Source organism: Marinobacter sp. F4216 (assembly GCF_019931195.1).
Classification (GTDB): Bacteria; Pseudomonadota; Gammaproteobacteria; order Pseudomonadales; family Oleiphilaceae; genus Marinobacter; species Marinobacter suaedae.
The window spans coordinates 647,660-673,966 of the sequence record NZ_JAIOUO010000002.1 but is presented as its reverse complement, the minus strand read 5'-3'; the positions used below and the strand labels follow the sequence as shown (position 1 = coordinate 673,966).

The 26,307-nt window shown below is 54.9% G+C and carries 24 protein-coding genes and 1 tRNA gene; 5 read left to right on the top strand and 20 right to left on the bottom strand.

Annotated elements, in window-relative coordinates; genetic code table 11:
• Positions 1-5 precede the first annotated feature (5 nt).
• The 11 genes from K8I84_RS03635 to K8I84_RS03585 form a co-directional block, all read right to left on the bottom strand.
• Positions 6-1,289, bottom strand: coding sequence for a hypothetical protein (locus K8I84_RS03635; protein ID WP_223793350.1), 1,284 nt, complete (start codon positions 1,287-1,289; stop codon positions 6-8).
• Positions 1,282-2,184, bottom strand: coding sequence for a polysaccharide biosynthesis protein (locus K8I84_RS03630; protein WP_223793349.1), 903 nt, complete (start codon positions 2,182-2,184; stop codon positions 1,282-1,284). Before K8I84_RS03630 ends, K8I84_RS03635 begins: the two co-directional genes overlap by 8 nt.
• The gene (locus K8I84_RS03625) at positions 2,181-3,707 is read right to left on the bottom strand and encodes an XrtA system polysaccharide chain length determinant (RefSeq protein ID WP_223793348.1); all 1,527 of its coding nucleotides are present in this window, start codon (positions 3,705-3,707) and stop codon (positions 2,181-2,183) included. Before K8I84_RS03625 ends, K8I84_RS03630 begins: the two co-directional genes overlap by 4 nt.
• Positions 3,708-3,760: 53 nt before the next feature.
• Positions 3,761-4,402, bottom strand: a complete 642-nt coding sequence (locus K8I84_RS03620; RefSeq protein ID WP_223793347.1) for an XrtA/PEP-CTERM system exopolysaccharide export protein — start codon at positions 4,400-4,402, stop codon at positions 3,761-3,763.
• Positions 4,403-4,463: 61 nt separating this feature from the next.
• Entirely contained in the window at positions 4,464-5,876 is a 1,413-nt protein-coding gene (locus K8I84_RS03615; RefSeq protein ID WP_223793346.1) for a TIGR03013 family XrtA/PEP-CTERM system glycosyltransferase, read from the bottom strand.
• Between the two features lie 449 nt (positions 5,877-6,325).
• A complete protein-coding gene (gene prpF, locus K8I84_RS03610; RefSeq protein ID WP_223793345.1) occupies positions 6,326-7,507 on the bottom strand; it encodes a 2-methylaconitate cis-trans isomerase PrpF in 1,182 nt (393 codons plus the stop codon).
• Positions 7,504-10,101: a Fe/S-dependent 2-methylisocitrate dehydratase AcnD gene (gene acnD / locus K8I84_RS03605; RefSeq protein WP_223793344.1), complete on the bottom strand. Its 2,598-nt coding sequence runs from the start codon at positions 10,099-10,101 to the stop codon at positions 7,504-7,506. The genes prpF and acnD overlap by 4 nt, the downstream gene beginning before the upstream one ends.
• A gap of 75 nt (positions 10,102-10,176) precedes the next feature.
• A complete protein-coding gene (prpC, locus tag K8I84_RS03600) occupies positions 10,177-11,310 on the bottom strand; it encodes a 2-methylcitrate synthase (protein ID WP_223793343.1) in 1,134 nt (377 codons plus the stop codon).
• A gap of 27 nt (positions 11,311-11,337) precedes the next feature.
• Complete coding sequence (prpB, locus tag K8I84_RS03595; protein ID WP_223793342.1) at positions 11,338-12,225, bottom strand: methylisocitrate lyase; 888 nt, start codon at positions 12,223-12,225, stop codon at positions 11,338-11,340.
• Between the two features lie 62 nt (positions 12,226-12,287).
• A complete protein-coding gene (locus K8I84_RS03590) occupies positions 12,288-12,968 on the bottom strand; it encodes a GntR family transcriptional regulator (protein WP_223793341.1) in 681 nt (226 codons plus the stop codon).
• Positions 12,969-13,154: 186 nt separating this feature from the next.
• Positions 13,155-14,246, bottom strand: a complete 1,092-nt coding sequence (locus tag K8I84_RS03585) for a ShlB/FhaC/HecB family hemolysin secretion/activation protein (RefSeq protein ID WP_223793340.1) — start codon at positions 14,244-14,246, stop codon at positions 13,155-13,157.
• 304 nt (positions 14,247-14,550) lie between these two features.
• Between K8I84_RS03585 and galU the strand changes: the two genes are divergently transcribed.
• Positions 14,551-15,387, top strand: a complete 837-nt coding sequence (galU, locus tag K8I84_RS03580; protein WP_223793339.1) for a UTP--glucose-1-phosphate uridylyltransferase GalU — start codon at positions 14,551-14,553, stop codon at positions 15,385-15,387.
• 15 nt (positions 15,388-15,402) lie between these two features.
• Here galU and K8I84_RS03575 read toward each other — a convergent pair whose 3' ends face one another.
• A complete protein-coding gene (locus tag K8I84_RS03575) occupies positions 15,403-15,819 on the bottom strand; it encodes an XRE family transcriptional regulator (RefSeq protein ID WP_223793338.1) in 417 nt (138 codons plus the stop codon).
• Between the two features lie 295 nt (positions 15,820-16,114).
• On the opposite strand from K8I84_RS03575, the gene K8I84_RS03570 reads away from it, so the two are divergent.
• Together K8I84_RS03570 and K8I84_RS03565 are read left to right on the top strand one after the other, a co-directional pair.
• Positions 16,115-16,191 (top strand) — tRNA-Val (locus K8I84_RS03570).
• Positions 16,192-16,272: 81 nt separating this feature from the next.
• Entirely contained in the window at positions 16,273-17,091 is an 819-nt protein-coding gene (locus K8I84_RS03565; protein ID WP_223793337.1) for an RluA family pseudouridine synthase, read from the top strand.
• A gap of 18 nt (positions 17,092-17,109) precedes the next feature.
• On the opposite strand, the gene K8I84_RS03560 is transcribed toward K8I84_RS03565, so the two are convergent.
• The 5 genes from K8I84_RS03560 to dapA are packed head-to-tail and all read right to left on the bottom strand — an operon-like array spanning position 17,110 to position 21,682.
• On the bottom strand, positions 17,110-18,117 hold the full coding sequence (locus K8I84_RS03560; RefSeq protein ID WP_223793336.1) for an NAD-dependent epimerase: 1,008 nt from the start codon (positions 18,115-18,117) through the stop codon (positions 17,110-17,112).
• A 13-nt stretch (positions 18,118-18,130) separates the two neighbouring features.
• The gene (locus K8I84_RS03555; RefSeq protein WP_223793335.1) at positions 18,131-18,871 is read right to left on the bottom strand and encodes a TIGR04219 family outer membrane beta-barrel protein; all 741 of its coding nucleotides are present in this window, start codon (positions 18,869-18,871) and stop codon (positions 18,131-18,133) included.
• A 35-nt stretch (positions 18,872-18,906) separates the two neighbouring features.
• Complete coding sequence (purC, locus tag K8I84_RS03550; RefSeq protein ID WP_223793334.1) at positions 18,907-19,620, bottom strand: phosphoribosylaminoimidazolesuccinocarboxamide synthase; 714 nt, start codon at positions 19,618-19,620, stop codon at positions 18,907-18,909.
• A 48-nt stretch (positions 19,621-19,668) separates the two neighbouring features.
• A complete protein-coding gene (bamC, locus tag K8I84_RS03545; protein WP_223793333.1) occupies positions 19,669-20,766 on the bottom strand; it encodes an outer membrane protein assembly factor BamC in 1,098 nt (365 codons plus the stop codon).
• A 37-nt stretch (positions 20,767-20,803) separates the two neighbouring features.
• Positions 20,804-21,682 carry a 4-hydroxy-tetrahydrodipicolinate synthase gene (dapA, locus tag K8I84_RS03540; RefSeq protein WP_223793332.1) on the bottom strand — a complete coding sequence of 293 codons (879 nt, stop codon included), beginning with the start codon at positions 21,680-21,682 and terminating at the stop codon, positions 20,804-20,806.
• A 74-nt stretch (positions 21,683-21,756) separates the two neighbouring features.
• On the opposite strand from dapA, the gene K8I84_RS03535 reads away from it, so the two are divergent.
• Positions 21,757-22,224, top strand: a complete 468-nt coding sequence (locus K8I84_RS03535) for a peroxiredoxin (protein WP_223793331.1) — start codon at positions 21,757-21,759, stop codon at positions 22,222-22,224.
• Positions 22,225-22,231: 7 nt separating this feature from the next.
• On the opposite strand, the gene K8I84_RS03530 is transcribed toward K8I84_RS03535, so the two are convergent.
• Both K8I84_RS03530 and K8I84_RS03525 read right to left on the bottom strand, forming a co-directional pair.
• Positions 22,232-23,311, bottom strand: coding sequence for an AI-2E family transporter (locus tag K8I84_RS03530; RefSeq protein WP_223793330.1), 1,080 nt, complete (start codon positions 23,309-23,311; stop codon positions 22,232-22,234).
• 16 nt (positions 23,312-23,327) lie between these two features.
• Positions 23,328-23,555, bottom strand: a complete 228-nt coding sequence (locus tag K8I84_RS03525) for a sulfurtransferase TusA family protein (protein WP_223793329.1) — start codon at positions 23,553-23,555, stop codon at positions 23,328-23,330.
• Positions 23,556-23,720: 165 nt separating this feature from the next.
• On the opposite strand from K8I84_RS03525, the gene K8I84_RS03520 reads away from it, so the two are divergent.
• Positions 23,721-25,190 (top strand): M48 family metalloprotease, encoded by a 1,470-nt coding sequence (locus K8I84_RS03520; RefSeq protein ID WP_223793328.1) that lies wholly within the window; start codon positions 23,721-23,723, stop codon positions 25,188-25,190.
• Between the two features lie 5 nt (positions 25,191-25,195).
• On the opposite strand, the gene nadA is transcribed toward K8I84_RS03520, so the two are convergent.
• Positions 25,196-26,257 carry a quinolinate synthase NadA gene (gene nadA / locus K8I84_RS03515; protein WP_223793327.1) on the bottom strand — a complete coding sequence of 354 codons (1,062 nt, stop codon included), beginning with the start codon at positions 26,255-26,257 and terminating at the stop codon, positions 25,196-25,198.
• Positions 26,258-26,307 lie beyond the last annotated feature (50 nt).

Sequence of the window (26,307 nt, the reverse complement as noted above, 5' to 3'; positions counted from 1 at the left end):
GCGGATTAAAGGTTGTATTCCAAGCCGAACAAGAACCAGGCTTCATCGTATCCCCGGTTATCTACATCACTTCTACGTTGCTCAAAACCGAATTGGCTCACAAACTCCAGCTGGCTGTTCAACCGAAAATCTATTCCCGCCACACCACGAAGTCCCTGATCCTCTGTTTCGTCGACCGTATAGCTTCTGTTGTCGTAGGAGCCTTCAAACCGGGCATTCATCTGACGTGTGATTGGCTGTAAAAACTCAACCCGAACGCCTTCCCCGGTCTCCTGATTGCCAATATCGAGGTAATCCGTCTGGTTGGCGAACAGAATGCCAGAGAGAGAGGATCCAGCACCGAAACGCTTCTCCAGTTTGATCTGTATCGCCGACACTTGAACCGCACTGGTTTCTTCCAGGTCAAAAATGACTTCGCCGAAACGAACGTCAAAGTCTGATGTCTGGTCCGTCAGTTCACTGCTCGCCTCTATCGACAGTGATGTGGTCGGATTGATGTCCCTGAGCAGACTGAAACTTCCGACGAATCCTTCGCTTTCCTGAACACGATCAATAAAAGATGTTTCAAGCAGGCTGTAACCAATAGAACCCGCCATACGAGTTGCAGCCCATTCCTTTGTTAGAGGAATCGACAGCGTCAACTTATCAATTTCTTCCTCTGTATCCAGAATTGCACGTTCGACGCTGGCGCTGAGACCGGCAGTAAAGGACTGACTGAATGAGTGGTTCCAACCAACAGTCCCCGTATACCTATTGCCATCGGTAAACGAGGGTTCCCTGTACTCTGTATTTTCGTATTGCAGGGAAAAAAACAGGTCATCGACAGAGGTGAGCCTGAAAGTCACGATGGGGCCGGTGCGAAAAATGTTTTTCTGGCTTTCCTGATCGGGAGTGCCAGCAGCGCGGCTACTCTGGAGCACGTCATCCAGGTAATCCTCGAAACGCCAGACGACGTTGCTGCCGAGACTGCAATCAGCAATGAAGTTCAAATAACCTGCCACTTCGGGATCAAACGTTTCATCAAGCCAGCGCTCATAACGCGCCTGGGAAATCAGGTCCGAATCACATCGGCCGGTATCCGAGGAATGGCTTATTCCGAGCAAAAGTCGTGATTCAACATCAACCACTTCATCTTGAAAGCTCTTTCGAGCGTTACTCGTTAACCTCGAATCAAAACCCAGCGACACGTTGGCCGGAGCAGCACTAACGCTGCTCACCGGTATTGTCGATGCCGCCAGCAGGACGGCTAAAACCTGTAGAAATCCCCTGCCCATCCTTGGCTCACCCATTTATCACGGCTCCAACGAACTTTTTTGGATTGAACGATGCTGCCGCATTTTCGACCACTCCCGAAGTCACACCACCATGGGGAACAACCAGCATCGAGTAATCACAGATTTCTGCCAGAATTCTTGCATCAGGCGATTCAGTAACCGGTGCCGTATCCAGAATAATAAACCTGTCGGGATACCGGCGCCTCACGGCCATTAGAAACTGCTTCATTCGAAACGACGTAAAAAACTCTCCCGGGTGTTCTCTTCGATTACCTGCTGGGATAAGCCTTAGCCTGGGAATACCCGTCGGGTAGATAATTCTTGAGATATCCAGATCCGGCTCGTCCAGAAAATCTGTTAACCCGGCTTCTGGTAACACGTCCAGTGTTGAGTGGAGGGTGGGCTCGCGAAGGTTACAATCAATGATAACGGCAGTTTTCGCCTGATCAAACGCGAAAGCAGCAGCCAGGTTAAGTGCAACAAAAGAGGCTCCGGCGCCCGTTTTTGTACCAGTAACAACCATGGTGAAGTTGTTGCCACCGGAATTCTCAAGCAATCGGGTTCTCAAATCCCGAAATCGATTGACCAGAGCCATATTGCTGGATTCCGGATAAATTATACGCCGCTCATCCATGTCGCCAGGCGTTAATCTCCGAGGCTCCTGCATTCTGACAATCTGTTTACTGATGACGTAGCGGTCGACTGCGCCCGGGCCTAACTCCAGCGAACTCGGCACCAACATGCGAGAATCATCCCACTCCCCATATGGGACCCCGTCCTTGTTCAACTCGCCCTTTTTTCTAAGCCAGTAGTTCCCTTCTTTATTGGCTGGTCTTTCTTCATTGCTGGATTCTGACAGCTCTTCGTTGAGGTCCCTAAGAGGGCCGCTGGTACCTTTCCGTTCACTCATCCGATCACTCCCATCACACCAGCTATGGCCACTGCCAGGTATGCAACAACCGCAACGACAGCCAACAAGCCCACTAATGTCGTCACTCGGCTGTCACGCCGTTTTTCAAAGGGGGTCTTTACCTCCGGCAGCTGAACCAAGACCGGAATTTCCATTTCTTCTTCCAGCTGTTCTCGAGCTCTGACTCGGGGATCGATCTGCAGAAGTCCGGCAACCAGCCCGAATGGCGCGGCCAATCCCAAAAAGAGGCCGGCGACAGCAAACATGGAGAACTGTGGCCCGGAGGCTGAGAGTGGGAACTGAGCCTTTTCATTGATGTGGTAGTTCAGGCCCTGGCCTTCAACATCCAGATGCATGGAAACCCGAGCCCTTTCACGACGCTTCAGAAGGTCATCATAAATTTCCTTGTTTACCTCCATGTCCCGGGTAAGCTCTGCGTACTGGGCATTGTTTGCTTGGACACGCTCCATCCGCTCACTTTGCTCATCAAGAAGTCGTTGGTAGGACCGAATTCTGGTACTGATCGTCTGAATGTTTGCTCTGGTTGAAGTAAGTTCTGACTGCACTTCCTGGTAAACCGGATTTGCAATTGCTTCGCCAGCGAGGGACTGAATCGGTTCTCCATTAGCTATGGCCCGCGCTCGCTGCTTGCGCAACTCTTCAAGCTGCTCACGCAATATGACGATATCCGGGTAGGTGTCGTGGTACTTGAGACGGAGATTGTCCAACTGCTCTTCCAGAGCACTGATTCGGTTTTGGAAGGCATCAGCAGACTGCCCCTGCATAATCATTGGGTTTAGCCGATCAAGCTCATTATCAAGGGAAACGGCGCGAGTCTCCAACTCGGATTTTTCCATTTCCGCCTGTTCGAGTTCAGCCCTGAGGTTCGCCAATCGATCATTGGCCTCGCCTTCCGTCCCTTCGACATTCTCCGAAAGAAACTGTTTGAGCCGCTCTTCGGCAGCAGCTAACTGAACCTCGTAACTTTTTACCTGCTTGTTGATAAAATCGTAGGCATTGCGGCTTTCAATCCGCTTACGCTCACTCGTTTCCTCGATAAAAAGCTGAGCAGCCTTCTGTGCGATCTGAAATGCACGCATCGGCGACCGGGCTTTGTAGGAAATAGAGAAGTAGCTGTCGCCACGAGGGACAACCTCGATATTCGTTCGTAAACCCGCAACCCTGGCCTCAAGTTTCTCCCGGGATATATCCGCAGCGTCTTCGCCAAATATTTCTTCGTCCTTGGCGATTTTCTCAATCACACTGCGGCCCCAAAGCAACTCCTGCGCCGCGGACGCCCGATCATTGATCTCCGTGGTAACGGCACTGCCTTCCATCAGGGGCTGAATAATGTTTTTATCGTCAATAAAAATGACGGTTTCAGAAGTATATTTGTAGGGCCATAAAAAGCCCGCAGCTAAAACACCGAAGCTCACAAGCACGAAGATCAGTAAAGCAAGCCATTTTCGACTACCGACCTCCCTAATCACTTCGCTCGGCAACTGGGAGAGAGGCACTGGCATAAGCTACATACCTACGGTTGGTTTTTGCTTGAACTCGCCCAAAACCTCAACGATCAAAAACTTCGCTCAGGAATACTGAGAATGTCGCCCGGACGAATCGCGTAATTGGTGGAGACATCTCCGTCGTTCAAAATGTCTTCCAGTCGTATAGGAATAGCGACAATCTCACCACCTACTTTCCTATACAGCATAGATTTGTTGAGCGCGGCAAAGGGAGTCGTGCCACCTGCACTCAGTACGATGTCCAGCACCGTCATTCCGGGCCTGTGGGGCATCGAAATGGGGTCTTCTACCGCTCCGGTAACCCTGACCCGATGGCTGAATTCGTGGCTTCCCATGGAGGTAACAACGATGCTGACCTGTGGCTGGCGTATGTATCTGGCAAGGCTGTTTTCTATGTCATCGGCCAGGGCCTGTGGTGTTCGACCCGCTGCCTGCACATCGCCGACCAGCGGCACGCTGATCTTTCCGTCCGGCCTGACCGGCACGGTGATGCTCAGGTCTTCATTGCGCCAGACAGAAACCTGCACCACGTCAGTGGCACCAAGCAGGTATTCGTCGACGCTTGTCGTGGTATTGACGCTGAGGGCTCTCTGGATTTTATCCCTTGAAGAGGCTGAGGGACCGACACAACCTGCCGCCAGAGCAGCTGACAGCAGGACAACAACAGCTGCGATAGGGAACTTCCTTGACATTGAAAATCCTCTTAATCAATCCTTGCTTTTTCGCGATGGGAGGACGAACACCGCCCCCGAACTACCGCGATCCTTTTTTGAACAGTACCACTTCTACTGTTTGAATTATAATCAACAAATCCAAAAGTAGACTTTGATTCTTGATGTAATATAGGTCATAACGCAGCTTTTCTTTGGTGTCTTCTTCATTATCTGCGTAGGCAAAACAAAGCTGCGCCCAACCCGTTACACCCGGCTTCACCCGATGTCGTTCACTGTAGAATGGGATTTTTTCCGAGAGTTCCTCAACAAAGACCGGCCTTTCGGGCCTCGGGCCTACAAAAGCCATCGTACCGTTCAGTACGTTGAAAATCTGGGGCAATTCGTCGATTCGCACTTTCCGGATAAAGTCCCCGACACGGGTAACCCGGGCATCATTTTTACTCGCCCAGACGGCACCGTTCTTCTCAGCGTCCGTAACCATGGACCGGAACTTATGAACCTTGAACACTTTTCCATTCAATCCGACGCGTTCCTGGCTGTAAAAAATCGGCGCCCTCAGACCATCCTCAATTTTGATGGCGATAGCCGTAAGCACCATGAGGGGAAGCGATACAATCAGAAGTGCCAGCGAGGCAAGAATGTCCAGTGAGCGCTTTCCAAAACCAAAGACCGAGGACACGGTGAACCCATCCGAGAAAACCAGCCACCCGTGAGTGAGCATTTCCAGGGCAACCTTACGTGACTCGCGCTCATAGAACGACAGAGCTTCAACGATTTTCACCCCTTCCATCTTGCACTCGAGAAGGTCCTCCATCGGCAGCCCCTTGCGGCGATCATCGACAGCCACGACGATTTCACTGACCGGATGTTCATGGATATAACGCTGCAGAGTGGTCGCCGGATGGAGCAAAAGCTCTTCTGGGACCTCCGTTTTTTCATCCGGCAGCGGTACGAAACCGGTTAACGTAAAACCTTTACGGTTAAACGGCGTTTTCAAATCCTCAAGTAACTGCTGAGCACGAAAGCCGGAGCCGAGCACCAGCACCTTACGCTTGAAGGCGTCTTTGCCCGCAACCGCGAAGAACACATACCGGACAATACCCAGCAGGAAGAACCCGAACACGGAAGCAGCGGTCAATACGCCACTCGACCCCAGGTACCAGAGCCACTCGCTGGCAAGAAGATAAGAGAAACCGGCGGCCGGAATCCCGATCACCAGCGCCATGATGGTCCTGAGCATCATGCCAGACATCCCCTCTTCCAGTCGGGACTGGTGAACCCCGACTGCAATCATGGTGAGAAGATTGACCGAGGAAAATACCGCTGCGGAAGGGAGGATCAAGGAGAGGTTTTCAAAGAAATAGGCATCGTCACCGAAGTAACGAAAAAAAGTAGCGAGCAGAAAACTGCAGACCAACACGGAGAAGTCGATCAGGCCCAGAATGACAAAGGGGACGTGAATGTAATGCCTGAACAATCTGACGTGAGCCACGTCGACTCCTTTTGTTATCTTTTACGGCCCCGTTCATCCATTGCAACGAAGCGTCGAAACAAGCATGAGTGTAATGCAATTTTTTGTAACTGCAACCACCTGTATCACGTTTGGTACGCTAGTTCTAGAGGCGACATCAAGCCCCCCAAGGCAGCGAGCAGCCTGTAAATAATCTTGACACAAGCCGAAAAAGGAAAAACAACAGAAATTAGTACGCTTTGACCAGAATCGTGCCGCCGGAAAACAAGGGGAAAGTTCTGAAAACGACTGTCGTCCCCGTGCTTAATTGGCAGAACAAAGTTTTCGGAGCAGCCATCACCCTGGCATCAATGGATGCACCGGGCCTTGCTGCAAAGTGGTGGGGAACCGGGAGAATATCCGAATCTCAGTTGGGCCTTTACCTGGAGTACCGCCGATCGCTGCCGACGGTACTTCAGGCAACGATAGCGCTAGGCCAGATGGTCCGAAGGGACGCGAACCCAGCCCTCCATCAGGATACGGGCACTTCGACTCATGGAGGCTTTTTCTGCCACCCACGCGTCGCCGTCTTTCCGAGCTGAAGCACCAACCCGCAACGTCCCTGAGGGATGACCAAAGGTCACCTCATGCCGCTCTCCCCCACCTGCAGCCAGATTCACCAGCGTGCCCGGTACGGCGGCGGCCGTGGCGATCGCGACGGCGGCCGTTCCCATCATGGCGTGGTGCAGCTTGCCCATGGATAGAGCGCGAACCAGAACATCAATGTCATCGGCTCCAATATCTTTACCACTGGAGGACACATAATCCGAGGGTGGAGCGATAAAGGCCACCTTGGGCGTGTGCTGTCGAGCCGCGGCTTCTTCGACACTGGAAATCAGCCCCATCCGCACCGCCCCATGGGCCCGGATCGCCTCGAACATGGCCAGCGCCTTCGGATCTCCGTTGATGGCATCCTGTAACTCGGTGCCGGTGTATCCAATCTCCTGGGCGTTGATGAAAATGGTCGGGATACCGGCATTGATCATCGTTGCGTTCAACATGCCAACGCCCGGAACCTCCAGCTCATCAACCACGTTCCCTGTCGGGAACATGGAACCCTCCCCGTCGGCCGGGTCCATGAAGTCGATTAGAACCTCAGCAGCAGGAAAAGTGACACCATCTAACTCGAAATCTCCGGTCTCCTGGACCTCGCCTGCCGTGACAGGTACGTGGGCAATAATAGTTTTCTTAATGTTTGCCTGCCAGATTCGTACAGTACAGATTCCGTTTTCCGGAATCCGCCCAGCATCAACAAATCCGCTGTTAATGGCGAACGCACCAACGGCAGCCGTGAGGTTCCCGCAGTTCCCGCTCCAGTCCACAAATGGCTTGTCGATCGACACTTGCCCAAACAGGTAGTCGACATCGTGCTCCGGCTGGGTGGGCTCGGACAGGATCACCGTTTTACTGGTGCTCGAGGTAGCCCCGCCCATTCCATCGATCTGCTTCTGGTAGGGGTCCGGGCTGCCGATTACCCTGAGTAGGAGCTTGTCCCGGGCTTGTCCCGGGACTTGCGCTGCTTCCGGCAAGTCCTGCAGCCGGAAGAACACGCCCTTACTCGTTCCGCCCCGCATGTAGGTTGCGGGGACCTTGATTTGTGGTACGTGTGTCATGCCGCCCCCTCAGCTTCGAGGAAGTCCTTGGCGAAGCGCTGGAGCACGCCCCCAGCCTGATAAATGGAGACTTCCTCGGCCGTATCGAGGCGGCAGATCACCGGAACATGCTCGGTGCTTCCGTTCTTTCGATGAATCACCAGAGTCAGCTGGGCCCGGGGAGCCGGCGTACCCTCGACGTCAAAGGTTTCGGTTCCGTCGAGAGCCAGCGTCTTGCGAGTCGTTCCTTCTTCAAACTGAAGAGGCATAACTCCCATTCCCACTAGATTGGTGCGATGGATACGCTCGAAACCTTCCGCCACGATGGCTTCCACGCCAGCCAGAGCCACACCTTTGGCAGCCCAGTCACGGGAGGAGCCCTGCCCGTAGTCAGCGCCAGCAATAACGATCAGAGGCTGCTTGCGGTCCATATAGGTTTCGATCGCTTCCCACATCCGGGTGACCTTACCTTCCGGCTCGACCCGAGCGAGGGAGCCCTGCTTAACGTTGCCACTGTCGTCCGTCACCATTTCATTGAACAGTTTCGGGTTGGCAAATGTGGCCCGCTGGGCAGTCAGATGGTCGCCCCGGTGGGTCGCGTAGGAGTTGAAGTCTTCCTCCGGCAGGCCCATTTTCGCCAGATACTCGCCGGCCGCACTGCTGGCCAGGATGGCATTGGACGGCGACAGGTGATCCGTGGTGATGTTGTCCGGCAGGATCGCCAGTGGCCGCATACCCTTGAGGGATTTCTCGCCAGCCAGTGCGCCTTCCCAATACGGTGGGCGGCGGATATAGGTGCTCTGCGGACGCCACTGATAAAGCGGGTCACTTGCAGCCTGGGCCTCCCTGGTCACATCGAACATCGGGATGTAGGTTTGACGGAACTGCTCCGGCTTTACCGAACTCTTGACGATGGCATCAATCTCTTCGTCACTCGGCCAGATATCCTTCAGGGTGACGGGGTTGCCGTCTTTGTCGTAACCAAGCGCATCTTTTTCGATATCAAAACGGATGGTTCCGGCAATCGCATAAGCCACCACCAGCGGCGGTGATGCGAGGAACGCCTGCTTGGCGTACGGGTGTATCCGGCCATCGAAGTTACGGTTGCCGGACAGTACGGCCACTGAGTACAGGTCCCGATCGATGATTTCTTCCTGAATCTTCGGATCAAGCGCTCCACTCATGCCGTTACAGGTGGTACAGGCAAACGCCACGACACCAAAGCCCAGGTCTTCCAGCTCTGGCAGCAAGTTGGCCTCTTCCAGGTACATTTTGACCGTCTTGGAACCCGGAGCCAGCGACGACTTGACCCAGGGTTTGCGAGTCAGGCCCAACTTGTTGGCATTGCGGGCAATGAGGCCCGCCGCCACCATGTTGCGAGGGTTGGAGGTGTTGGTACAGCTAGTGATAGCGGCAATGATGACGGCGCCGTCCGGCATCTTGTCGTCTTCCTGCTCCCACTCACCGGCAATGCCGCGCTGTGCCAACTCGGATGTCGGCAAGTGTGCATGAGGATTGGAGGGGCCTGCCAGCGTTCGCTCAACGGAAGAAAGATCAAACGTCAGGACGCGCTCGTATTCCGCGCTCTTCAGACTGTCCGCCCAGAGTCCCGTATGCCTGGCGTACTTCTCGACCAGCTCTACTTGCTCATCATCGCGGCCGGTCAGCTTCAGGTAATCGATGGTCTGGCCATCGATGTAGAACATCGCCGCCGTGGCGCCATACTCCGGCGTCATGTTGGAAATCGTGGCACGGTCGCCCACGCTCAGGCTGTCAGCGCCAGAACCATAAAACTCCAGATAGGCGCCAACGACACGCTCTTTTCGCAGGAACTCGGTCAGCGCCAGAACCATATCGGTACTGGTAATACCAGGTTTCAGCTTGCCGGTTAACTCGACACCAACGATATCCGGAAGCCGCATCATGGAAGCACGACCCAGCATCACACTCTCGGCTTCCAGGCCACCAACACCAACCGAGATAACGCCAAGAGCATCTACCATCGGGGTATGGCTGTCGGTACCCACACAGGTGTCCGGGAAGGCGACGCCATTACGAACCTGTACCACCGGCGACATCTTCTCCAGATTGATCTGGTGCATGATGCCGTTGCCAGGGGGAATCACATCCACGTTCTTGAACGCGGTTTTGGTCCAGTTGATAAAGTGGAAACGGTCGTCATTCCGACGATCCTCGATAGCCCGGTTCTTCTCGAAGGCATCCTTCTCGAAACCGGCATGCTCAACCGCCAGCGAGTGATCCACGATCAGCTGGGTTGGCACCACCGGGTTAACCTTGGCGGGATCACCGCCCTGCTCGGCAATGGCATCACGCAGTCCGGCCAGGTCCACCAGTGCCGTCTGGCCAAGAATGTCGTGGCACACCACACGCGCAGGGTACCAGGGAAAGTCCAGGTCACGGCGGCGCTCGATCAGCTGTTTGAGCGCGTCAGTCAACAGTTCGGGGTTGCAGCGGCGCACCAGCTGCTCGGCAAGAATTCGGGAGGTGTATGGCAGTTTGTCATAGGCTCCCGCCTGAATGTCCTCGACCGCCTGCCGGGTGTCGAAATAGTCGAGTTCGGATCCGGGAAGCTGCTTGCGATTTTGGGTATTCATGATCAAAAACTCACAAAAGAATGCTTTGACAGAAACAGAAAGGGCACCCTCGGTTCAGGGTGCCCAGGCCATGCATCAGGCCCGCTTCTCAATGGGCTGCCATTCACAGGATTCCGGCCCTGTGTAGTCAGCGCTTGGACGTATAATGCGGTTGTTGGCACGCTGCTCTTTCACATGAGCCGCCCAGCCAGACACCCGGGACATCACGAAAATCGGCGTGAACAGCTCGGTCGGAATGCCCATGAAGTGGTAGGCGGATGCGTGGAAGAAATCGGCGTTACAGAACAGCTTTTTCTCGCGCCACATCACTTCTTCACAACGGACCGAGACCGGATACAGCACGGTATCCCCCACTTCCTCGGCCAACTGCTCAGACCACTTCTTGATGATCGCGTTACGGGGATCGGAATCGCTATAGATCGCGTGACCAAAGCCCATGATCTTCTCTTTGCGCTCCAGCATGCCCATCAGGCCCTGCTCTGCCTCTTCCGGCGTCTGGAACTTCTGGATCAGTGCCATGGCCGCTTCGTTGGCTCCACCGTGCAGCGGACCGCGCAGTGAGCCGATAGCGCCGGTCACACAGCTATGAATGTCGGAGAGTGTCGAGGCGCAAACCCGTGCGGTGAAGGTGGAAGCGTTGAATTCATGCTCTGCGTACAGAATGAGCGAGACATTCATAACGCGCTCATGGAGCGCACTCGGCTTTTTGCCATGCAACAGCTCCAGGAACACACCACCAATGGAGTCGCTTTCGGTATTCGCAGTATCAATACGAACACCCTCTTGGGCAAACCGATACCAGTAGGTAATGATCGCCGGGAATACGGCCAGCATGCGGTCAATTTTGTCGTCCTGCTCGCTGAAGTCATTCTCGGTTTCGAGATTACCCAGCATGGAACAACCGGTCCGCATTACATCCATCGGATGGGCGTCTTTGGGAATCTGCTCAAGTACCAGCTTCAACGCATCCGGCAGGCTACGAAGGCTCTGCAGCTTGTCTTTGTATTCGTCCAGCTCCTGCTGGTTGGGCAGTTTGCCGCGCAGCAGAAGGTAGGCTACTTCTTCAAACTGGGCATTTTCCGCCAGATCCGTAATGTCGTAACCACGGTAGGTCAAACCAGCACCGGTCTTACCCACGGTGCACAGTGCCGTTTCGCCCGCCACCTGGCCGCGCAGCCCGGCACCACCTAATTTCTTTGCTTCTGCCATTGTCTCTCTCCCTTAATCTTTCGTGGTTTACGACTTGTTCTGGGCGAACAGCTGATCCAGCTTTTGCTCGAATTCGTGATAGTTCAGGAAATCGTAGAGCTCCATACGGGTCTGCATGAGGTCTACCACATCCTTTTGATCGCCTTTTTCGAGAATGTTCTGATAGACCGCAAGCGCTGCCTTGTTCATGGCCCGGAAGGCACTGAGCGGATACAGGACCATGCCGGCGCCAGCATCTGCGAGCTCCTTCTTGTTATAGAGCGGCGTGGCACCAAACTCGGTGATATTGGCGAGGAGGGGCACATCCAGCGCATCGGCGAACGCCCGGTAGTCCGACAGCTCATGAACCGCTTCGGCAAAAATGCCGTCAGCCCCAGCTTCAATACAGGCCTTGGCGCGATCAATCGCCGCTTCAAGCCCCTCTTTTTGGAAGGCATCGGTACGCGCCATGATGAAGAAATCCTCGTCCTGGCGAGCGTCGGCAGCGGCCTTGATACGGTCGACCATTTCTTCCTTGGAGACGATCTCCTTATTTGGACGGTGTCCGCAGCGCTTCTGGGCTACCTGATCTTCGATATGAACCGCGGCAGCGCCGGCTTTTTCCATCTCTCGAATGGTGCGGGCAATATTGAACGCGCCACCCCAACCGGTATCGATATCCACCAGTAAAGGCAGGTCCGTGGCGTTCGTGATCCGGCGAACATCCTCTACCACATCGTTCATGGTGGTCATGCCCAGATCCGGCAATCCATAGGAGGCATTGGCGACACCACCACCGGAAAGGTAGATGGCCTGATGGCCAACGCGTTCGGCCATCATGGCGGCGTAGGCGTTGATGGTGCCCACAATCTGCAGGGGCTGGTTCTCTTGCAGGGCCTTACGAAAACGGGCGCCGGGAGTCAGTTTGGTGGACATGTTATAAGCCTCTTGTTTGATTCTTTGTTTGTATCGGAATGCCATTTCCACATCCGATCCCACTAGATGGTTAAGACACCTTCCTGGATTTTTTTCTCAATATTCAGGCGCGCGGCGTTGATATGCCGCTTCATCAGAAATTCGGCGAGTTCGCCGTCTCTCTGGGCGATTGCCTCGACAATACGACGATGCTCACCCAGAGCCATGTGCGGGCGTCCTGCGGACGTACTCAAGCGGTAGCGATACATGCGAACCATGTAATAAAGGTCGCCCAGAAGCATTTGCGCCAGTTTGGTGTTCCGGCTTCCTGTCGCGATGCGGTGATGGAAATCATAATCGCCCTCGGCCTGGTAGTACGCCTGGCCACGGGCCTCGTCGATCATCCGTTCGTGACTGTCGAGGGTTGCCTTCAGATCAGCAATTTCGTCATCCGTCATGCGCTCTGCGGCCTGACGGGCAGCCAGCCCCTCCATGACCTCCCGAATTCGATAGAGTTCAACGAGTTCGCTGGCACTGAGAGAAACCACCTTCACGCCAGCATGAGGCCGCCGCACCAGCAACCCCCGGGACTCCAGCCGCCCCAACGCTTCCCGAAGCGGGCCACGAGTGAGATTGAAGCGGGAGCAGAGCTCCACTTCACCAATTTTTTCGCCCGGTGCAAGTTCACCTTTCACGATCGACGTTTGCAGACAATCAAACGCTTCATCGGCTCGGGTTTGGGACTGAATTGCCGCTTGAGACATATTTTGTTAACAATAAAAGTGTTTTCGAGAAGAAAACTACGCCCAACGGCATTTTTTGTCAACAAACTAACGCAGTCGGGCGGAAATTTTGTCGACAACACAGCCGACCAGCACGGCCAACGGTTGGAGGAATATAGAAGAGAGAACAAAGAACGCCGCCCTCAGGCGGCGCGGGAGTGCGTTCAGTTAGAGCGTGACGCGCACGGAAAGTGAAAAATCGGGGGAGTCTGGTTGCTCAATGGAATGGCCAGACGACTCAACCATGCGGCCTACGGAAAGGTTCGTTTCGACGTTTCGGGATTCCAGCTGCAGGGAAGCCTCAACAGAGCTTGCCCGCCCAAACTGGCCAGAGTTGGCCTCGTTACCCGGAATCCATCCGCGCAACGCAGCAAGCTGCAGCTTACTCTGAACGCCTTTAGCGCCAGGAACTTTGAACAAGGGGCTGTCTGCCTTGAGCTTCAGCCACCCGCCCTCTGGGCTGGACAGCGAACTGCCATTCAACCCGGATATCATTGACGACGACGCAACAACCACGTGCTCGCGACCTGGCAACTCAGACGGCGCAATCTGGTAATGCCCGTCCAGAGCAAACAGCCAGTTATTCAAAGGACGGCTGATTGACGAGGACAGGGAGGCTTTTTGGAAAACCGCAGACGACTCCTCCACCCCGGCTGAATCCTCGACCCGATGGAACTCGGAACCCGCGGATACCGCAAGACGGGTGCTCGCACTGAAACCAGCAGGCAGATCTCGGCGCCCATAAGCATCAACCGTCAGGGACGAGCGCTCTTCATTAGCGCTCTCATCCCAGCTTCCGGCCTCGAATCGTTGTTCATACTCACTTGCGTGGCGAACAACGGTTTTGAAACGGAGATCATTCCAAGTGAAGAGCGGGCGGGCAACGGAAACTACCATTGATTTCTGGTCCTGACGGTGATTAAAGCGCTCACCGCCGGACGTGGTGTCACCCTCAAAATCACGGCGCAGCATTTCAACACCAACTTGCGCGCTACCCATCGGAAAGCCGTAGCTAAAGCCAAGATTATCGGAGTCCTGATCGGCAAGACGGCTGACCCCGTTCTTGAACTTCACCCCAAACACGTGGTCGGTAAAAAAGAGTCCCCGGGTGTTCAGATTCAGATGACCATTAAAGTTGTCGCTGCTTTTCTCCGACGCGCCCGAAAGCTCAACCCGGGATTGCAGCCAATGAGGGAGACCGTCACTTGACGAAGTCGCCCATGCCTGCCCCGATAAAACGCACCACAACAGTGCAAACATTGAAACTTTCTTCACACGCCTACCTGAGTTTGCGACCCGCCTGCACGATCCGCGCAGAACTGTTCAAAAACCAACCAGGCGGCAATTTATTGGCTGGGAGGCCGCAAAACCAGAGCTGCTTTCCAAAAATAACAATTTGATTAACTTGGAATTATTTGGGCAAAATTTAGCCACTTTTCGACATGGAAAGCTTCAACTGTCCACATCCGGAACCAACTTGGCTACACTCGGCACAGTTCGTGAATAAATCTCAGTAAGCCGCGCGTTTGGCGCCCTGACTGACAAGGAAAAAAAGGATATCCAAATGATTAAAAAGTGCCTGTTTCCCGTGGCCGGCTACGGTACACGCTTCCTACCAGCCACCAAGGCCATGCCCAAGGAAATACTGCCGATTGTGAACAAGCCGCTGGTGCAATACGGCGTTGAAGAAGCCTCGGAGGCGGGCATCCATGAATTTGGATTTGTGACCGGCCGCGGCAAGCGGGCAATTGAGGACCACTTCGACATCAGCTACGAGCTGGAGCACCAGATTGCTGGCTCGGGCAAAGAAGACCTCCTGACCTCCATTCGCGATCTGATCAACCACAGTTCGTTTGCCTTCACCCGGCAGAACGAAATGAAAGGCCTGGGGCATGCAATCCTCACCGGGCGCAACCTGATCGGGGACAACCCCTTCGCCGTGGTACTGGCAGACGACTTCTGCATGGGACCTGAGGGGGATGACGGCGTCCTGGCCCAGATGGTCAAGCTCTACAACCAGTTCCGCTGCTCCATCGTGGCGATCGAAGAAGTTCCCGAAGACGAGACCCACAAATACGGTGTGATTGCCGGTGAGCCGATGAAGGACGGTCTCTACCGCATTACCGACATGGTCGAAAAACCAGCACCCGAAGACGCTCCCAGCAACCTCGCCATCATTGGCCGCTACATCCTGACTCCGGACATTTTCGAAATCATCGAACAGACCCCGCCCGGCAAGAACGGCGAAGTACAGATTACCGACGCTCTGCTCCATCAGGCGCAGAATGGCTGCGTACTGGCGTATCAGTTCAAAGGACGTCGGTTTGACTGCGGAAGTATCGATGGTTTTGTGGAGGCCACGAACTACGTTTACGAGAACGTGTACAAGAAAGGAAAATAATTCCTGAGGGCGCGCCTAGCGCCCCAGTGCCTGCATTACTTGGCGCCGGCTCTTGTTGGAAGCATGACGGAACCGGCGCACCAGATCGTACTCTTCATCCGTCAGCTGAACCCGCTTGATCTCCTGTTCTAGCTCCTTGAGTGCCTCAAACAGGTCGTCACTGTTGCTGAATGCCAGACCGGGCAGCTCAAGCTGACCATCTCCGCCCGGCTCTTCCAGGTCCAGCAACTCCTCCAGCGGCGTTTCTGTCTTGATGCAAAAATCCAGCAACTCCGTCACGCCTGGATAACTTCTCTGCCGGGCGTCCGAGGCCTCCCAGCTTTTCACCCGCGCCTCGTCTACGCCGCACAATTGCGCCACATCCCAATGGGAGAGCCGGCCAGTTTCCCGAACCTGGCGAAGGCGACGATTGAACGTTTGCAGATACCGCATAACTGACGTCTCACTGTGTGCAGGAGTTCTGAATTCGGGAAGGCCCAGTGACTCACCCAACCTCAGTACCACAAGATACTGAATTCCAGAACAAATGTAACCTCACCCGCCTCCATAACAGGGAACCCATGAAAGCGCCAGACGAATATGAGACCAGCTGCCGGGGCACCAAATCCCGGTTTTACCAACGTCTGAGCACGGAGTGACACGTACAGCCATGGCACACAAGTACCAGCCCAAAAAATTTGTTGACCGAAAAATGGAGAATCAGTATAGTGCGTCCCCGTTACGGGATAGGACCATAGCTCAGTTGGTTAGAGCGCTACCTTGACATGGTAGAGGTCCCCAGTTCGAATCTGGGTGGTCCTACCAATCCCTGAATTAAAGTCAGTTACTTACGGAAGACGTAGGAACTGGCTTTTTTTATGTCCGGCCATTTTCCGGAACCTGCCTATGAGAACAATCATCGACCTCACCGCAGAGCGCCCTCAGACAGCCGTCGACGCACTCAGCGAAGCCTCCGACCTCCCCAAGCAGCGCATCAAGGACGCCATGGCCAAAGGCGCCTGTTGGTGGACACAGAAAGGCAAGCGGGTTCGTCTGCGCAAGGCCAAGCGCGAGGTGAAAACCGGGACACGGCTGGAGCTGTACTACGATGACACGGTTCTAGCAAGAACCCCTCCACCGGCACAGCTCATTGCCGACTTCAAGCGCTATTCGGCATGGTTCAAGCCCCACGGCATGCTGTCCCAGGGCTCACAATGGGGGGACCATTGCAGCCTGCTTAGATGGGCAGAACAAGAACTCCAGCGAGACTGCCACCTGATCCACCGACTGGACGCCGACGCTGCCGGGTTGATGCTCATTGCCCATGACACAAAAGCTGCCGGTGCCCTGTCCCAGCTCTTTTCTGGCCGGCAGATGACCAAGCGATATGAGGCTCAGGTGATCGGTAAACTCGACGCCGAGAATCTTCGGGTCAAACAGCCCATCGATGGCAAGGAAGCGATCAGTGTTATCAACACGCTCTCATACAGCGAGCCAGATCACTCGACGCTGGTCAGCGTGGATATTGAAACAGGCAGAAAACACCAGATCAGAAAGCACCTCGCCCACCTTGGCCATCCAATTATTGGCGACCGCCTGTATGGCAAGCCGGCCAGCTGCTCTTTGCAACTGACCGCACGCTTTCTGGAGTTCGATTGCCCGTTGACAAGAAGGCGGATGACGCTGGAACTACCCGGTGATATCGGCAGCTCCAACGACGCTTGAGGACAAGCTCCAGAGGAGTTAAACTTGGTAGAAGTCACGATACCAGTCGACGAACTTCGCAATGCCTTCTTCAACCGATGTGTCGGGCTTGTAGCCCACGTCAGAGATCAGGTCATCGACATTGGCGTAAGTAGCCGGCACATCGCCCGGCTGCATCGGCAAAAGGTTTTTCTCGGCCCTCTTGCCGACTCGCTCCTCAATAATCTCGATAAAACGGGACAGTTCGACCGGATTGTTGCTGCCAATGTTGTAAAGCCGGTAAGGCGCCTTTGAGGTGCCCGGATCCGGTGTTTCACCAGACCACTCTGCGTTGGGCTCAGCGACATGATCCAGCGTTCGGATCACCCCTTCCACGATATCGTCGATATAGGTGAAATCCCGCTTGTGGTGGCCGTGGTTGAACACGTCAATGGGCTCACCGGCAAGAATCTTCTTGGTGAAGATGAACAGGGCCATGTCAGGCCGTCCCCAGGGACCGTACACTGTAAAGAAGCGCAGGCCAGTGGTGGGCAGGTTGTAGAGATGGCTGTACGTGTGCGCCATCAACTCATTGGCCTTCTTGGACGCGGCATAGAGACTGAGCGGGTGATCCACGTTGTCATGCACCGAAAAAGGCATGGCCTCGTTGGCACCGTATACGGAGCTGCTCGACGCATACACCAGATGCTTGACATCATGGTGACGACAACCTTCCAGGATATTCATGAACCCCACAAGGTTGGCGTCAATATAAGCGTGAGGATTCTCGAGGGAGTAGCGGACACCGGCCTGGGCAGCGAGATGCACCACCCGCTCCGGCTTGTGTTCCACAAACAGGGCTTCCATGGCACTTCGATCCGCCACATCCTGCCGTACCTCGGTGAAACCCGACCGGCATGTCAGACGCGCCAGTCGAGCCTCTTTCAGGCTAACATCGTAATAATCGTTGACGTTATCGACACCGATCACCTCGTCACCCCGGTCGAGCAACCGGTGTGCCAGGTGTGAGCCAATAAATCCCGCTGTTCCAGTAACGAGAATCTTCACCGTTTTCCTCTCCTTAGAAAGCTACACCGGCGCTGATAAACGGCCCGTCCAGCTCCACGTCCAGCCTGTCGCTGTCGTCTTCATAGTCGATTGCCATCTGGCGGTAGCCGGCTCTCAACTGAAGCACCGAGATTTCGTACTGACCATAGGCGTTGAAATCATGCACCGAGTCGCCGTCGAAGCTGATGAAGTTGCCCTCTGCACCAACAGAAACACCGGTCAACGGCAGTTCAAAACGTCCTGCAAGGTAACCCATGGGTACGACCGCATCCACCTTGGTTTCACTGACACTTGCGCCAGCCACCTGCTGAACGATCAACTCACCTGACAGGTCCCGCGCAGTAATACCAAGATCAAGGTTCACCCAGTTGTCCAGGACCTCGTAATACAACGTCAGATCCAACTGCTCGAGATCAAGCTCGGACCTGACGTCAGCACCACCGACTCCGATATCGATACCATCAAAATTGGAGCTCAGGCTGCCACGCCCATCAAGCTGTACCAAAGTGTAGTTCAGCCGCACGTTAGGCAGAACAGGAATTGGATGTTCCAGGTACAGAGAGGTATTTGCGTTGGAATCACTCTCAAGGTTGAGATCATTTTCGACATCAACCAGATCGTTACCACTGGCAGCCTGACCCGAAAGACCAGAATCCCAGTAGCTTACATTTGCGCCAAGTCCGACAACGTCCGCATGGACCTGATGAGGCGCCAGGAGAGCAGTTCCTGCCGCCACTACCATCAACTTACGCATAGCACACCCTTTTCGCTTTTTATTTGGACTGAGGATCAGTCGAATTGAATGCCCAGACGGCCTCCGACTTCCTCGTAGGTTTCAATGACTTCTCCCAATCCCTGGCGAAAACGATCCTTGTCCATTTTCTTCCTGGTTTCCTTGTCCCAAATCCGACAGCCATCCGGGCTGAATTCATCCCCAAGCACAACGGCGCCATTGCTGCGGCCAAACTCCAGTTTGTAATCCACCAGCAACATGCCAGCCTCATCAAACAGGGCCTTGAGCACGTCGTTCACTTTGTAGGTCAATTCCTTCATACGAGCGAGTTCATCGGCGCTCGCCCAGCCAAAACTGACCGCCAGAGATTCATTCACCATCGGGTCATGCAGTGCATCATTCTTGAGGAACAGTTCGAACGTAGGAGGCGTCAGCTCTTTACCTTCCTCCACCCCCAGTCGACGGCAAAGGCTGCCTGCCGAGACATTCCGCACTACACACTCGACGGGGATCATATCCAGGTTCTTGACCAGGGATTCGGTGTCCGAAAGAAGACCCTCGAAATGCGTCGGGATCCCGGCCGCTTCCAGCTTTTCCATGATGAAGGCGTTGAACTTGTTGTTCACCATGCCCTTCCGTTGAAGTTGTTCTTTCTTTTCGCCGTCAAAGGCAGACGTATCGTCCCGGAATTCGAGTACGAACAGGTTCGGATCATCGGTCTTGAAAACAGACTTGGCCTTGCCGGCGTATAGCTCTTCGCGCTTTTCCATCGAAATCTCCAGTGCTCCGAATTGGTTACGGGCACGCAGTAGCTGAATCTAGTAAAGGTATTCGAACAGTTCGCCCAGAAGATCCGAAGCGTTTCGATCCCCGTCGAAGCTCGCTTCCTGCTCAGCCGTCAAGGTGACAACCTCGGGCGATTCCTCAAGACGCAACGTGTGAGTATGTTGCGGCTGACTGTCGTCTCCGAACCAGTCGAACCAGCCAGAGTCACGCTCCTCTTCTGTCCGAAAATCGACGTGGAACCAGCCTTCGCTCCGGTTCAGGTCAACCACAGCAATACCGGCCTCTGTCAGTGCCCGGCGGATCTCAGCCCACGACCGACCAAAGTCCAGGTCCAGCCGGATGGCAACCGCCTGATCCTCTTCCGACACAAGTTTCACCAGCGGTTGGCTGACAATCCCGGAAGCCGCCCGGGAAAACGATTTCTGTTCGTCCCTGCCCTGCAGGAACTCCGCCATATCTGCCAACAGACGCTTCTGGAAGGCCAATTCGTCGGGCGAAGGCACCTCATTCCCTGACCAGGGCTTCAACACGGCCTCGTCACCAACTTCCAGCTTGCGTACCTGAATTTCCGTGGTTTTACGGCGCACCCCGGGCGACATCATGACCTGCAGTACAACCCTGGCCTCTTCCTGCACAGCCTCTTCGGGCAATTCCGCCAGATCCCGGGCTCGCTTACTGAAGTTAAGCAGATCGCTCTGAATAAGCCCCTGCTTCGGGTTATCACCGCTAATACCCAACCCACGGTCAATCATGTAGGCATTGGTCGCCGGCCACAGGCGTCCGGGAACGTCATTCACCAGCAGCCAGGCCTGCCCGTCCAACTCTTCCACCACATAATTTTCCTCAAGGATTTCCGACGTCATATCGGGTGGCTCGGGAATTTCGGCGGGGTAGAATTTGCTGGCATCGGCAACATTGATATCCCGAATGGGCATTGCCTGACTTATGCGGGATGAATCCGCCCCCTCAGGCACTTCCAGAGGAGGCAGTTCTCGGGCATCGACGTAGCGTTCAGAGCGGTCATCCATCAGACCGCAACCAGAAAGTGCGACACTGGTGAGCAGCATCCCGGAAGCCAGTGTCCGGGATTTCGACAATAGGTTGTTACGGGTTCCAGAAAGAACCGACATCAAGTTACTCCGGAGATAAAGGGCTAGTACAGTGAGCTCAGAGGGCGCCAGAGGCTCTCATCGCGTCCTCCACCTCACTGTGAAATTTTTCACTGAGCGGTGTCAGAGGCAAACGAATACCTTCGCTTATCATCCCCATTCGTCCAAGCGCCCACTTAACGGGAATCGGGTTGGCCTCAAGGAACAGCTTCCGGTTCAGCGGCATCAGCAACTCGTTGAGTCGCTCGGTCTCTTCGCGATTACCCGCGATCGCCGCTTCGCACAGATCAGCCATGCCTCTCGGTGCCACATTGGCGGTAACGGAAACATTACCCTTGGCACCGGCCAGCATCAGTTCAGCAGCGGTCGCATCGTCGCCCGAGTAGACAGCAAGACGTCCGTCGAGGGCCTCGATTAACTCGATCCCACGAGGAATATTGCCAGTCGCGTCCTTGATTCCAACAATGTTGGGGATATCAGCAAGACGCAACACCGTCTCGTTGAGCATGTCGCAGGCCGTGCGCCCCGGCACGTTATAGAGCATCTGGCTGATGCCCGGAACGGCCTCTGCAATGGCTTTGAAATGCTGGTACAAACCTTCCTGGGTTGGCTTGTTGTAGTACGGCACAACCAGCAAGCAGGCATCTGCACCCAGCTTGTGAGCCTCGGTCGTCAACTCGATTGCCTCACGGGTACTGTTACCACCGGTACCGGCAATCACCGGGATGCGTTTATTGACACGTTTTATGATGTGGCCAATGGTCTGACAATGTTCTTTAGGGTCCAGGGTTGCAGATTCACCTGTGGTGCCCACAGCCACGATGCCATGGGTGCCGTTTTCGATATGAAAGTCCACCAGTTTGTCCAACTCCTCCCAGTGAATCTCACCGTTCGGATGCATGGGCGTGACCAGTGCAACAAGGCTACCCGTAATCATAAAAGCTCCGTCTCAATAAAAGCGATATGGTAATGTTGGGCTCGAACTGACACAAGGGAATTCAAGGAGAAGTCATGTCATCCGTTGAACTGGGAAAACCCGTACCAGACTTTGAAGCCCAGGCCACAGGAAACCAGACGATTCGACTGTCCGACTTCCGCGGCAAAAATTTGGTCCTGTATTTCTACCCGAAAGACAACACCCCCGGATGTACCACCGAAGGCCAGGACTTTCGGGACCGAATGGATGCGTTTGCCGAGCTTAACACTGACATTCTGGGTGCCTCCAGAGATGGACTTCGTGCCCATGAAAATTTCAGAGCCAAGCATGACTTTCCATTCCACCTGATTTCAGACAAGGACGAGACTCTCTGCAAGCTGTTTGATGTCATCAAACTCAAAAAACTGTACGGCAAAGAGTATCTCGGCATCGACCGCAGCACTTTCCTGATCGACGGCGACGGCTTGCTTCGAAACGTCTGGCGTAGCGTCAAAGTAAAAGGCCATGCTGACGAAGTGCTGGAAGCCGCCAAGACGCTCTGACTCTCCGTTATGAGTGCTTTGGCTCCGGTGGGGGTACAAATTCCTTCACCGGCCAGGCAGCAAACACCGCCTTGAGCATAGTCGCCAGTGGAATGGCAAAGAACACCCCCCACAAGCCCCAGATACCACCAAAAAACAAAACCGCCACGATAATGGCTACCGGGTGAAGATTATTCACCTCAGAAAACAGGATCGGGACCAGCACGTTACCATCCAACCCCTGAATCACCCCATAAACCACCATCACCCAGATAAAATGGCTCCCCCAGCCGAATGCAAACAATGCGATCATCGCTACCGGTATGGTTACCACCGCTGCGCCAATGTAGGGAATCACCACACTCAGCCCTACCAAAAGTGACAACAGCGCGGCATAGGGCATTCCAAGGAACTTGAACGCCACATACGTCGCTATGCCGACAATAAGGATTTCAACCGCCTTACCCCGGACGTAATTGGCACACTGAAGGTTCACCTCATGCCAGATCCGAAACATCATGGGTCGTTGCTGGGGAAGCAGTTTGCCGACGGCGCCCAGCAGTACCTCCCGGTCTTTCAGGAAGAAGAACACAAGGATCGGCACCAGGACCATGTAGATCAAAAGTGCTACGAGATCCGGGATACTGGAGAGCGAGAACGAGACCAACCATTGGGTCATGTGACCGACCTCGGTCGATACCTGCTGATAGACCGTGTTAACCGCCTCGGCCGAAATCAGATGGGGATACTCATCCGGAAGCAGTTCCATATAGGACTGCATTTCCCGAATGATTCGGGGAGTTTCACCAGCAAGATTACTGACCTGCGTCCAGATAAGCGGCAGCAGGCCAAAAATGAATCCGACCAGAACTCCGAGGAAAACAAAGAAAACACTGAGAATGGCGACCAGTTCGGGAACACCCAGCTTGATCAGTTTGGTCACCAGCCCCTGAAGAATGAATGCGATGATGAGCGAGGCAATCGCTGGCGCCAGCATGGCGCCAAACCAGATCACAAACACCGTTCCTATCACCAGGATCAGGAACAGGATGACAGCCTCTTCATCCGAAAAATATTTGTGAGCAAGACCCCGTAATACGTTAATCATATGTGTCTCCGAAGCCCTATCCGCCGCACTTGATGACAAACCGGTACTTTCCCCCACCCTCACTGCTGCTCACCAGAGAGTGACGGGACAGCTCAATAAACGCAGGGATGTCGCGAGCCGAGCCGGAGTCTGTGGCAACCACCTCCAACTCCTCTCCCGCGACCATGGCGTTGAGCTCCAACTTGGTTTTCAACAGAGGCATCGGACACTGAAGCCCTGATGCATCCAACGTGCGATCAGCCATAAAACGGAAACACCTTGCCTGATATCAGTGTAAAAACATTCATGCAGGCATTATGCCGAGAGTGGTAATGTATTTCACTACAATAGTTTTTAATCGACGACACCGAACTTTTTGTCAATTATTCCTGTCACTAGGGCCACCGGAACCGAGGACGCTTTGCTGTACATGATCCGAAAGAAAAGCCTGCGATCCAGCCTGGTGCCAGCGGCAAGTCTGGCTCTCATGCTCACTCTGCCTTTCGATGCCGCGAAGGCCCAGGAAAATCCGCTCCCCACCATCGGCGGCGCTGGTGGCGGACTGATCTCGGACAAGCTCGAATCCGATATCGGCCGGCAGGTGATGACCTCGATACGACGGTCGACACCGAGAATCACCGACCCGCTGGTGTATGACTACCTGACCAACATAGTATACCGCCTGGTGCCATCAGCCCCGCTTCAGAACCGGGACCTCACCCTGACACTCATCGACAATGCGGGGATCAATGCGTTTGCCGTGCCGGGAGGAATTGTCGGCGTCAACGGGGGGCTGTTCCTGAGCGCGGGAACGGAGCAGCAGTTTGCGTCGGTGCTTGCGCACGAACTTGCCCATCTGAGCCAGCGACACTTCGCGCGCCGGATGGAACAACAGGAAGCCAGCGCACCACTGGCCATGGCTGGCATGATTGCAGGCATCATACTGTCTGCCGCCACGCAATCTGACATCGGCATTGCCGCCATCGCCGGCTCCCAGGCCTTGGCAATTCAAAACATGTTGGCCTATAGCCGCGCGCATGAGCAGGAAGCCGACCGTGTCGGGCTCGAGATTCTTGCCAATGCAGGCCTCGACCCCCGGGGCATGCCCGAAATGTTTGAAATCCTGATGCGTGAAAACCGGCTTCAGGGCAACCAGATCCCCGAATACCTGTCGACCCACCCCCTGAGCCAGAGCCGGGTAGCCGACACGCGCAACAGGGCCGAACAGTATCCTGAAGAACGCATCCGGGATGATCAGGAATACCACCTGATACGCAGCCGCCTGCAGGTAAGGTACGCATCCTCTCCACAGTTAGCGGTGGACACCTTCGAGGCTTACCTGGCACAGACTACAGAAACACGGAACGATGTCGCTCGCTACGGCCTCGCCGTTGCCTATCAGCGCAACAACCAGGCTGGGAAAGCGATTGAGATTCTGAGGGACCTGCTCACACAGCAACCAGAGAGCATCACCTACACAGTAACCCTGGCAGAAGCGCTGCTCAGTGAAGAGAAAATGGCCGAAGCCAGGGCCCTGCTACGAAGCGCGCTTGACCGGAATCCTGGCAACTACCCGATCACCTACCAGCTGGCCGAGACCGAACTCGCAGACGGAAGCGGCAAACAAGCCGCCCGACTGCTCCAGAGCCTGACCCGGGATTTACCAGGCCAGGAACACCTGTGGCTGAAACTCGCCGATGCGGAGGGTATGGCTCGCAACGTGGTGGGGGTTCACCGGGCGCGAGCCGAATACGAAGCGCTGATGGGGGATCTGGAGTCCGCTCAACGACAACTGAGACAGGCCCAGGAAAAACTTCCAGCCGGCTCTCCTGAGCGGCAAATCGTCACTGAGAGGCTGGCCGACATTACCCGACGCCTGAACGCCAATCGAAGCGGTTAGCAGCCTCAGGCGTTGCCAGCGGCCTTAAGATTCATGTTGGCCGTGAAATCCAGCATGCGCCGCAGGGGCCTGAGCGCCCGTTCGCGAAGCGAGTCATCCACAAAAACTTCCTGATCGCCCGTTTCCAGAACGTGCAGGAGGTTCTCGAGACCATTCATGGCCATCCACGGGCAATGAGCACAGCTGCGACACGTGGCACCATTTCCAGCGGTCGGAGCCTCCAGCAGGGTCTTGTTGGGCGCCAACTGCTGCATCTTGTAGAAAATGCCGTTATCGGTCGCGACAATGAACTTGTCATTGGGAAGTGTCTGAACGGCGTGAATGAGCTGGGACGTAGAACCAACCACATCCGCCATTTCCACAACCGCGTCAGGCGATTCGGGATGAACCAGGACCGCCGCGTCAGGATACAAGGCTTTCAGATCCTCAAGCCCACGATACTTGAACTCCTCGTGGACAATGCAGGAGCCATCCCACAACAGCATGTCGGCACCGGTTGTCTTCTGAACGTAATGACCAAGATGCTTGTCAGGAGCCCACAGAATCTTCTCACCGCGCGCATCGAGGCACTCAACAATAGCCTGAGCACAACTTGACGTTACCACCCAGTCAGCCCGCGCCTTCACAGCAGCCGAGGTGTTGGCATACACCACCACGGTCCGATCCGGGTGCTGATCGCAGAATTCTGAAAACTCATCCGCAGGACAGCCTACGTCGAGGGAACAGGTCGCCTCCAGTGTCGGCATCAGTACGGTTTTTTCAGGATTCAGGATCTTCGCGGTCTCACCCATAAAGCGAACGCCCGCGACGACCACGGTAGAAGCGGGATGCTCGTTTCCAAAGCGGGCCATTTCCAGGGAGTCAGCGACGCAGCCGCCGGTTTCCTCAGCCAGCTGCTGTAGCTCGGGATCTGTGTAGTAATGCGCAACCAGAACCGCGTCCTTTTCTTTCAGCGCGGCTTTTATCTTCGCAATAAGCTCCGCCTTCTCGTCAGCACTCAGCGGCTTTGGCTCCGCTGCGTGGGCGAGATGCTCCTGGACTAGAATGCGGTCTTCGGCTTGTGTCATTACTGCGTCTCTGTGTTGTTCACTATTGCCGGATTATACCATTTCAGGCC

Coding starts and splice junctions, on each gene's coding strand:
- prpC (WP_223793343.1), bottom strand. CDS start 11,310: ATGGCAGAAGCAAAGAAATTAGGTGGTGCCGGGCTGCGCGGCCAGGTG.
- K8I84_RS03620 (WP_223793347.1), bottom strand. CDS start 4,402: ATGTCAAGGAAGTTCCCTATCGCAGCTGTTGTTGTCCTGCTGTCAGCT.
- K8I84_RS03625 (WP_223793348.1), bottom strand. CDS start 3,707: ATGCCAGTGCCTCTCTCCCAGTTGCCGAGCGAAGTGATTAGGGAGGTC.
- K8I84_RS03590 (WP_223793341.1), bottom strand. CDS start 12,968: ATGTCTCAAGCGGCAATTCAGTCCCAAACCCGAGCCGATGAAGCGTTT.
- K8I84_RS03525 (WP_223793329.1), bottom strand. CDS start 23,555: ATGGCTGATCGCACGTTGGATGCATCAGGGCTTCAGTGTCCGATGCCT.
- prpF (WP_223793345.1), bottom strand. CDS start 7,507: ATGACACACGTACCACAAATCAAGGTCCCCGCAACCTACATGCGGGGC.
- dapA (WP_223793332.1), bottom strand. CDS start 21,682: ATGATTACGGGTAGCCTTGTTGCACTGGTCACGCCCATGCATCCGAAC.
- K8I84_RS03630 (WP_223793349.1), bottom strand. CDS start 2,184: ATGAGTGAACGGAAAGGTACCAGCGGCCCTCTTAGGGACCTCAACGAA.
- K8I84_RS03585 (WP_223793340.1), bottom strand. CDS start 14,246: ATGTTTGCACTGTTGTGGTGCGTTTTATCGGGGCAGGCATGGGCGACT.
- K8I84_RS03530 (WP_223793330.1), bottom strand. CDS start 23,311: ATGATTAACGTATTACGGGGTCTTGCTCACAAATATTTTTCGGATGAA.
- nadA (WP_223793327.1), bottom strand. CDS start 26,257: ATGACACAAGCCGAAGACCGCATTCTAGTCCAGGAGCATCTCGCCCAC.
- prpB (WP_223793342.1), bottom strand. CDS start 12,225: ATGTCCACCAAACTGACTCCCGGCGCCCGTTTTCGTAAGGCCCTGCAA.
- purC (WP_223793334.1), bottom strand. CDS start 19,620: ATGGAAAAGCGCGAAGAGCTATACGCCGGCAAGGCCAAGTCTGTTTTC.
- K8I84_RS03535 (WP_223793331.1), top strand. CDS start 21,757: ATGTCATCCGTTGAACTGGGAAAACCCGTACCAGACTTTGAAGCCCAG.
- K8I84_RS03635 (WP_223793350.1), bottom strand. CDS start 1,289: ATGGGTGAGCCAAGGATGGGCAGGGGATTTCTACAGGTTTTAGCCGTC.
- galU (WP_223793339.1), top strand. CDS start 14,551: ATGATTAAAAAGTGCCTGTTTCCCGTGGCCGGCTACGGTACACGCTTC.
- K8I84_RS03575 (WP_223793338.1), bottom strand. CDS start 15,819: ATGCGGTATCTGCAAACGTTCAATCGTCGCCTTCGCCAGGTTCGGGAA.
- K8I84_RS03555 (WP_223793335.1), bottom strand. CDS start 18,871: ATGCGTAAGTTGATGGTAGTGGCGGCAGGAACTGCTCTCCTGGCGCCT.
- K8I84_RS03520 (WP_223793328.1), top strand. CDS start 23,721: ATGATCCGAAAGAAAAGCCTGCGATCCAGCCTGGTGCCAGCGGCAAGT.
- acnD (WP_223793344.1), bottom strand. CDS start 10,101: ATGAATACCCAAAATCGCAAGCAGCTTCCCGGATCCGAACTCGACTAT.
- K8I84_RS03565 (WP_223793337.1), top strand. CDS start 16,273: ATGAGAACAATCATCGACCTCACCGCAGAGCGCCCTCAGACAGCCGTC.
- bamC (WP_223793333.1), bottom strand. CDS start 20,766: ATGTCGGTTCTTTCTGGAACCCGTAACAACCTATTGTCGAAATCCCGG.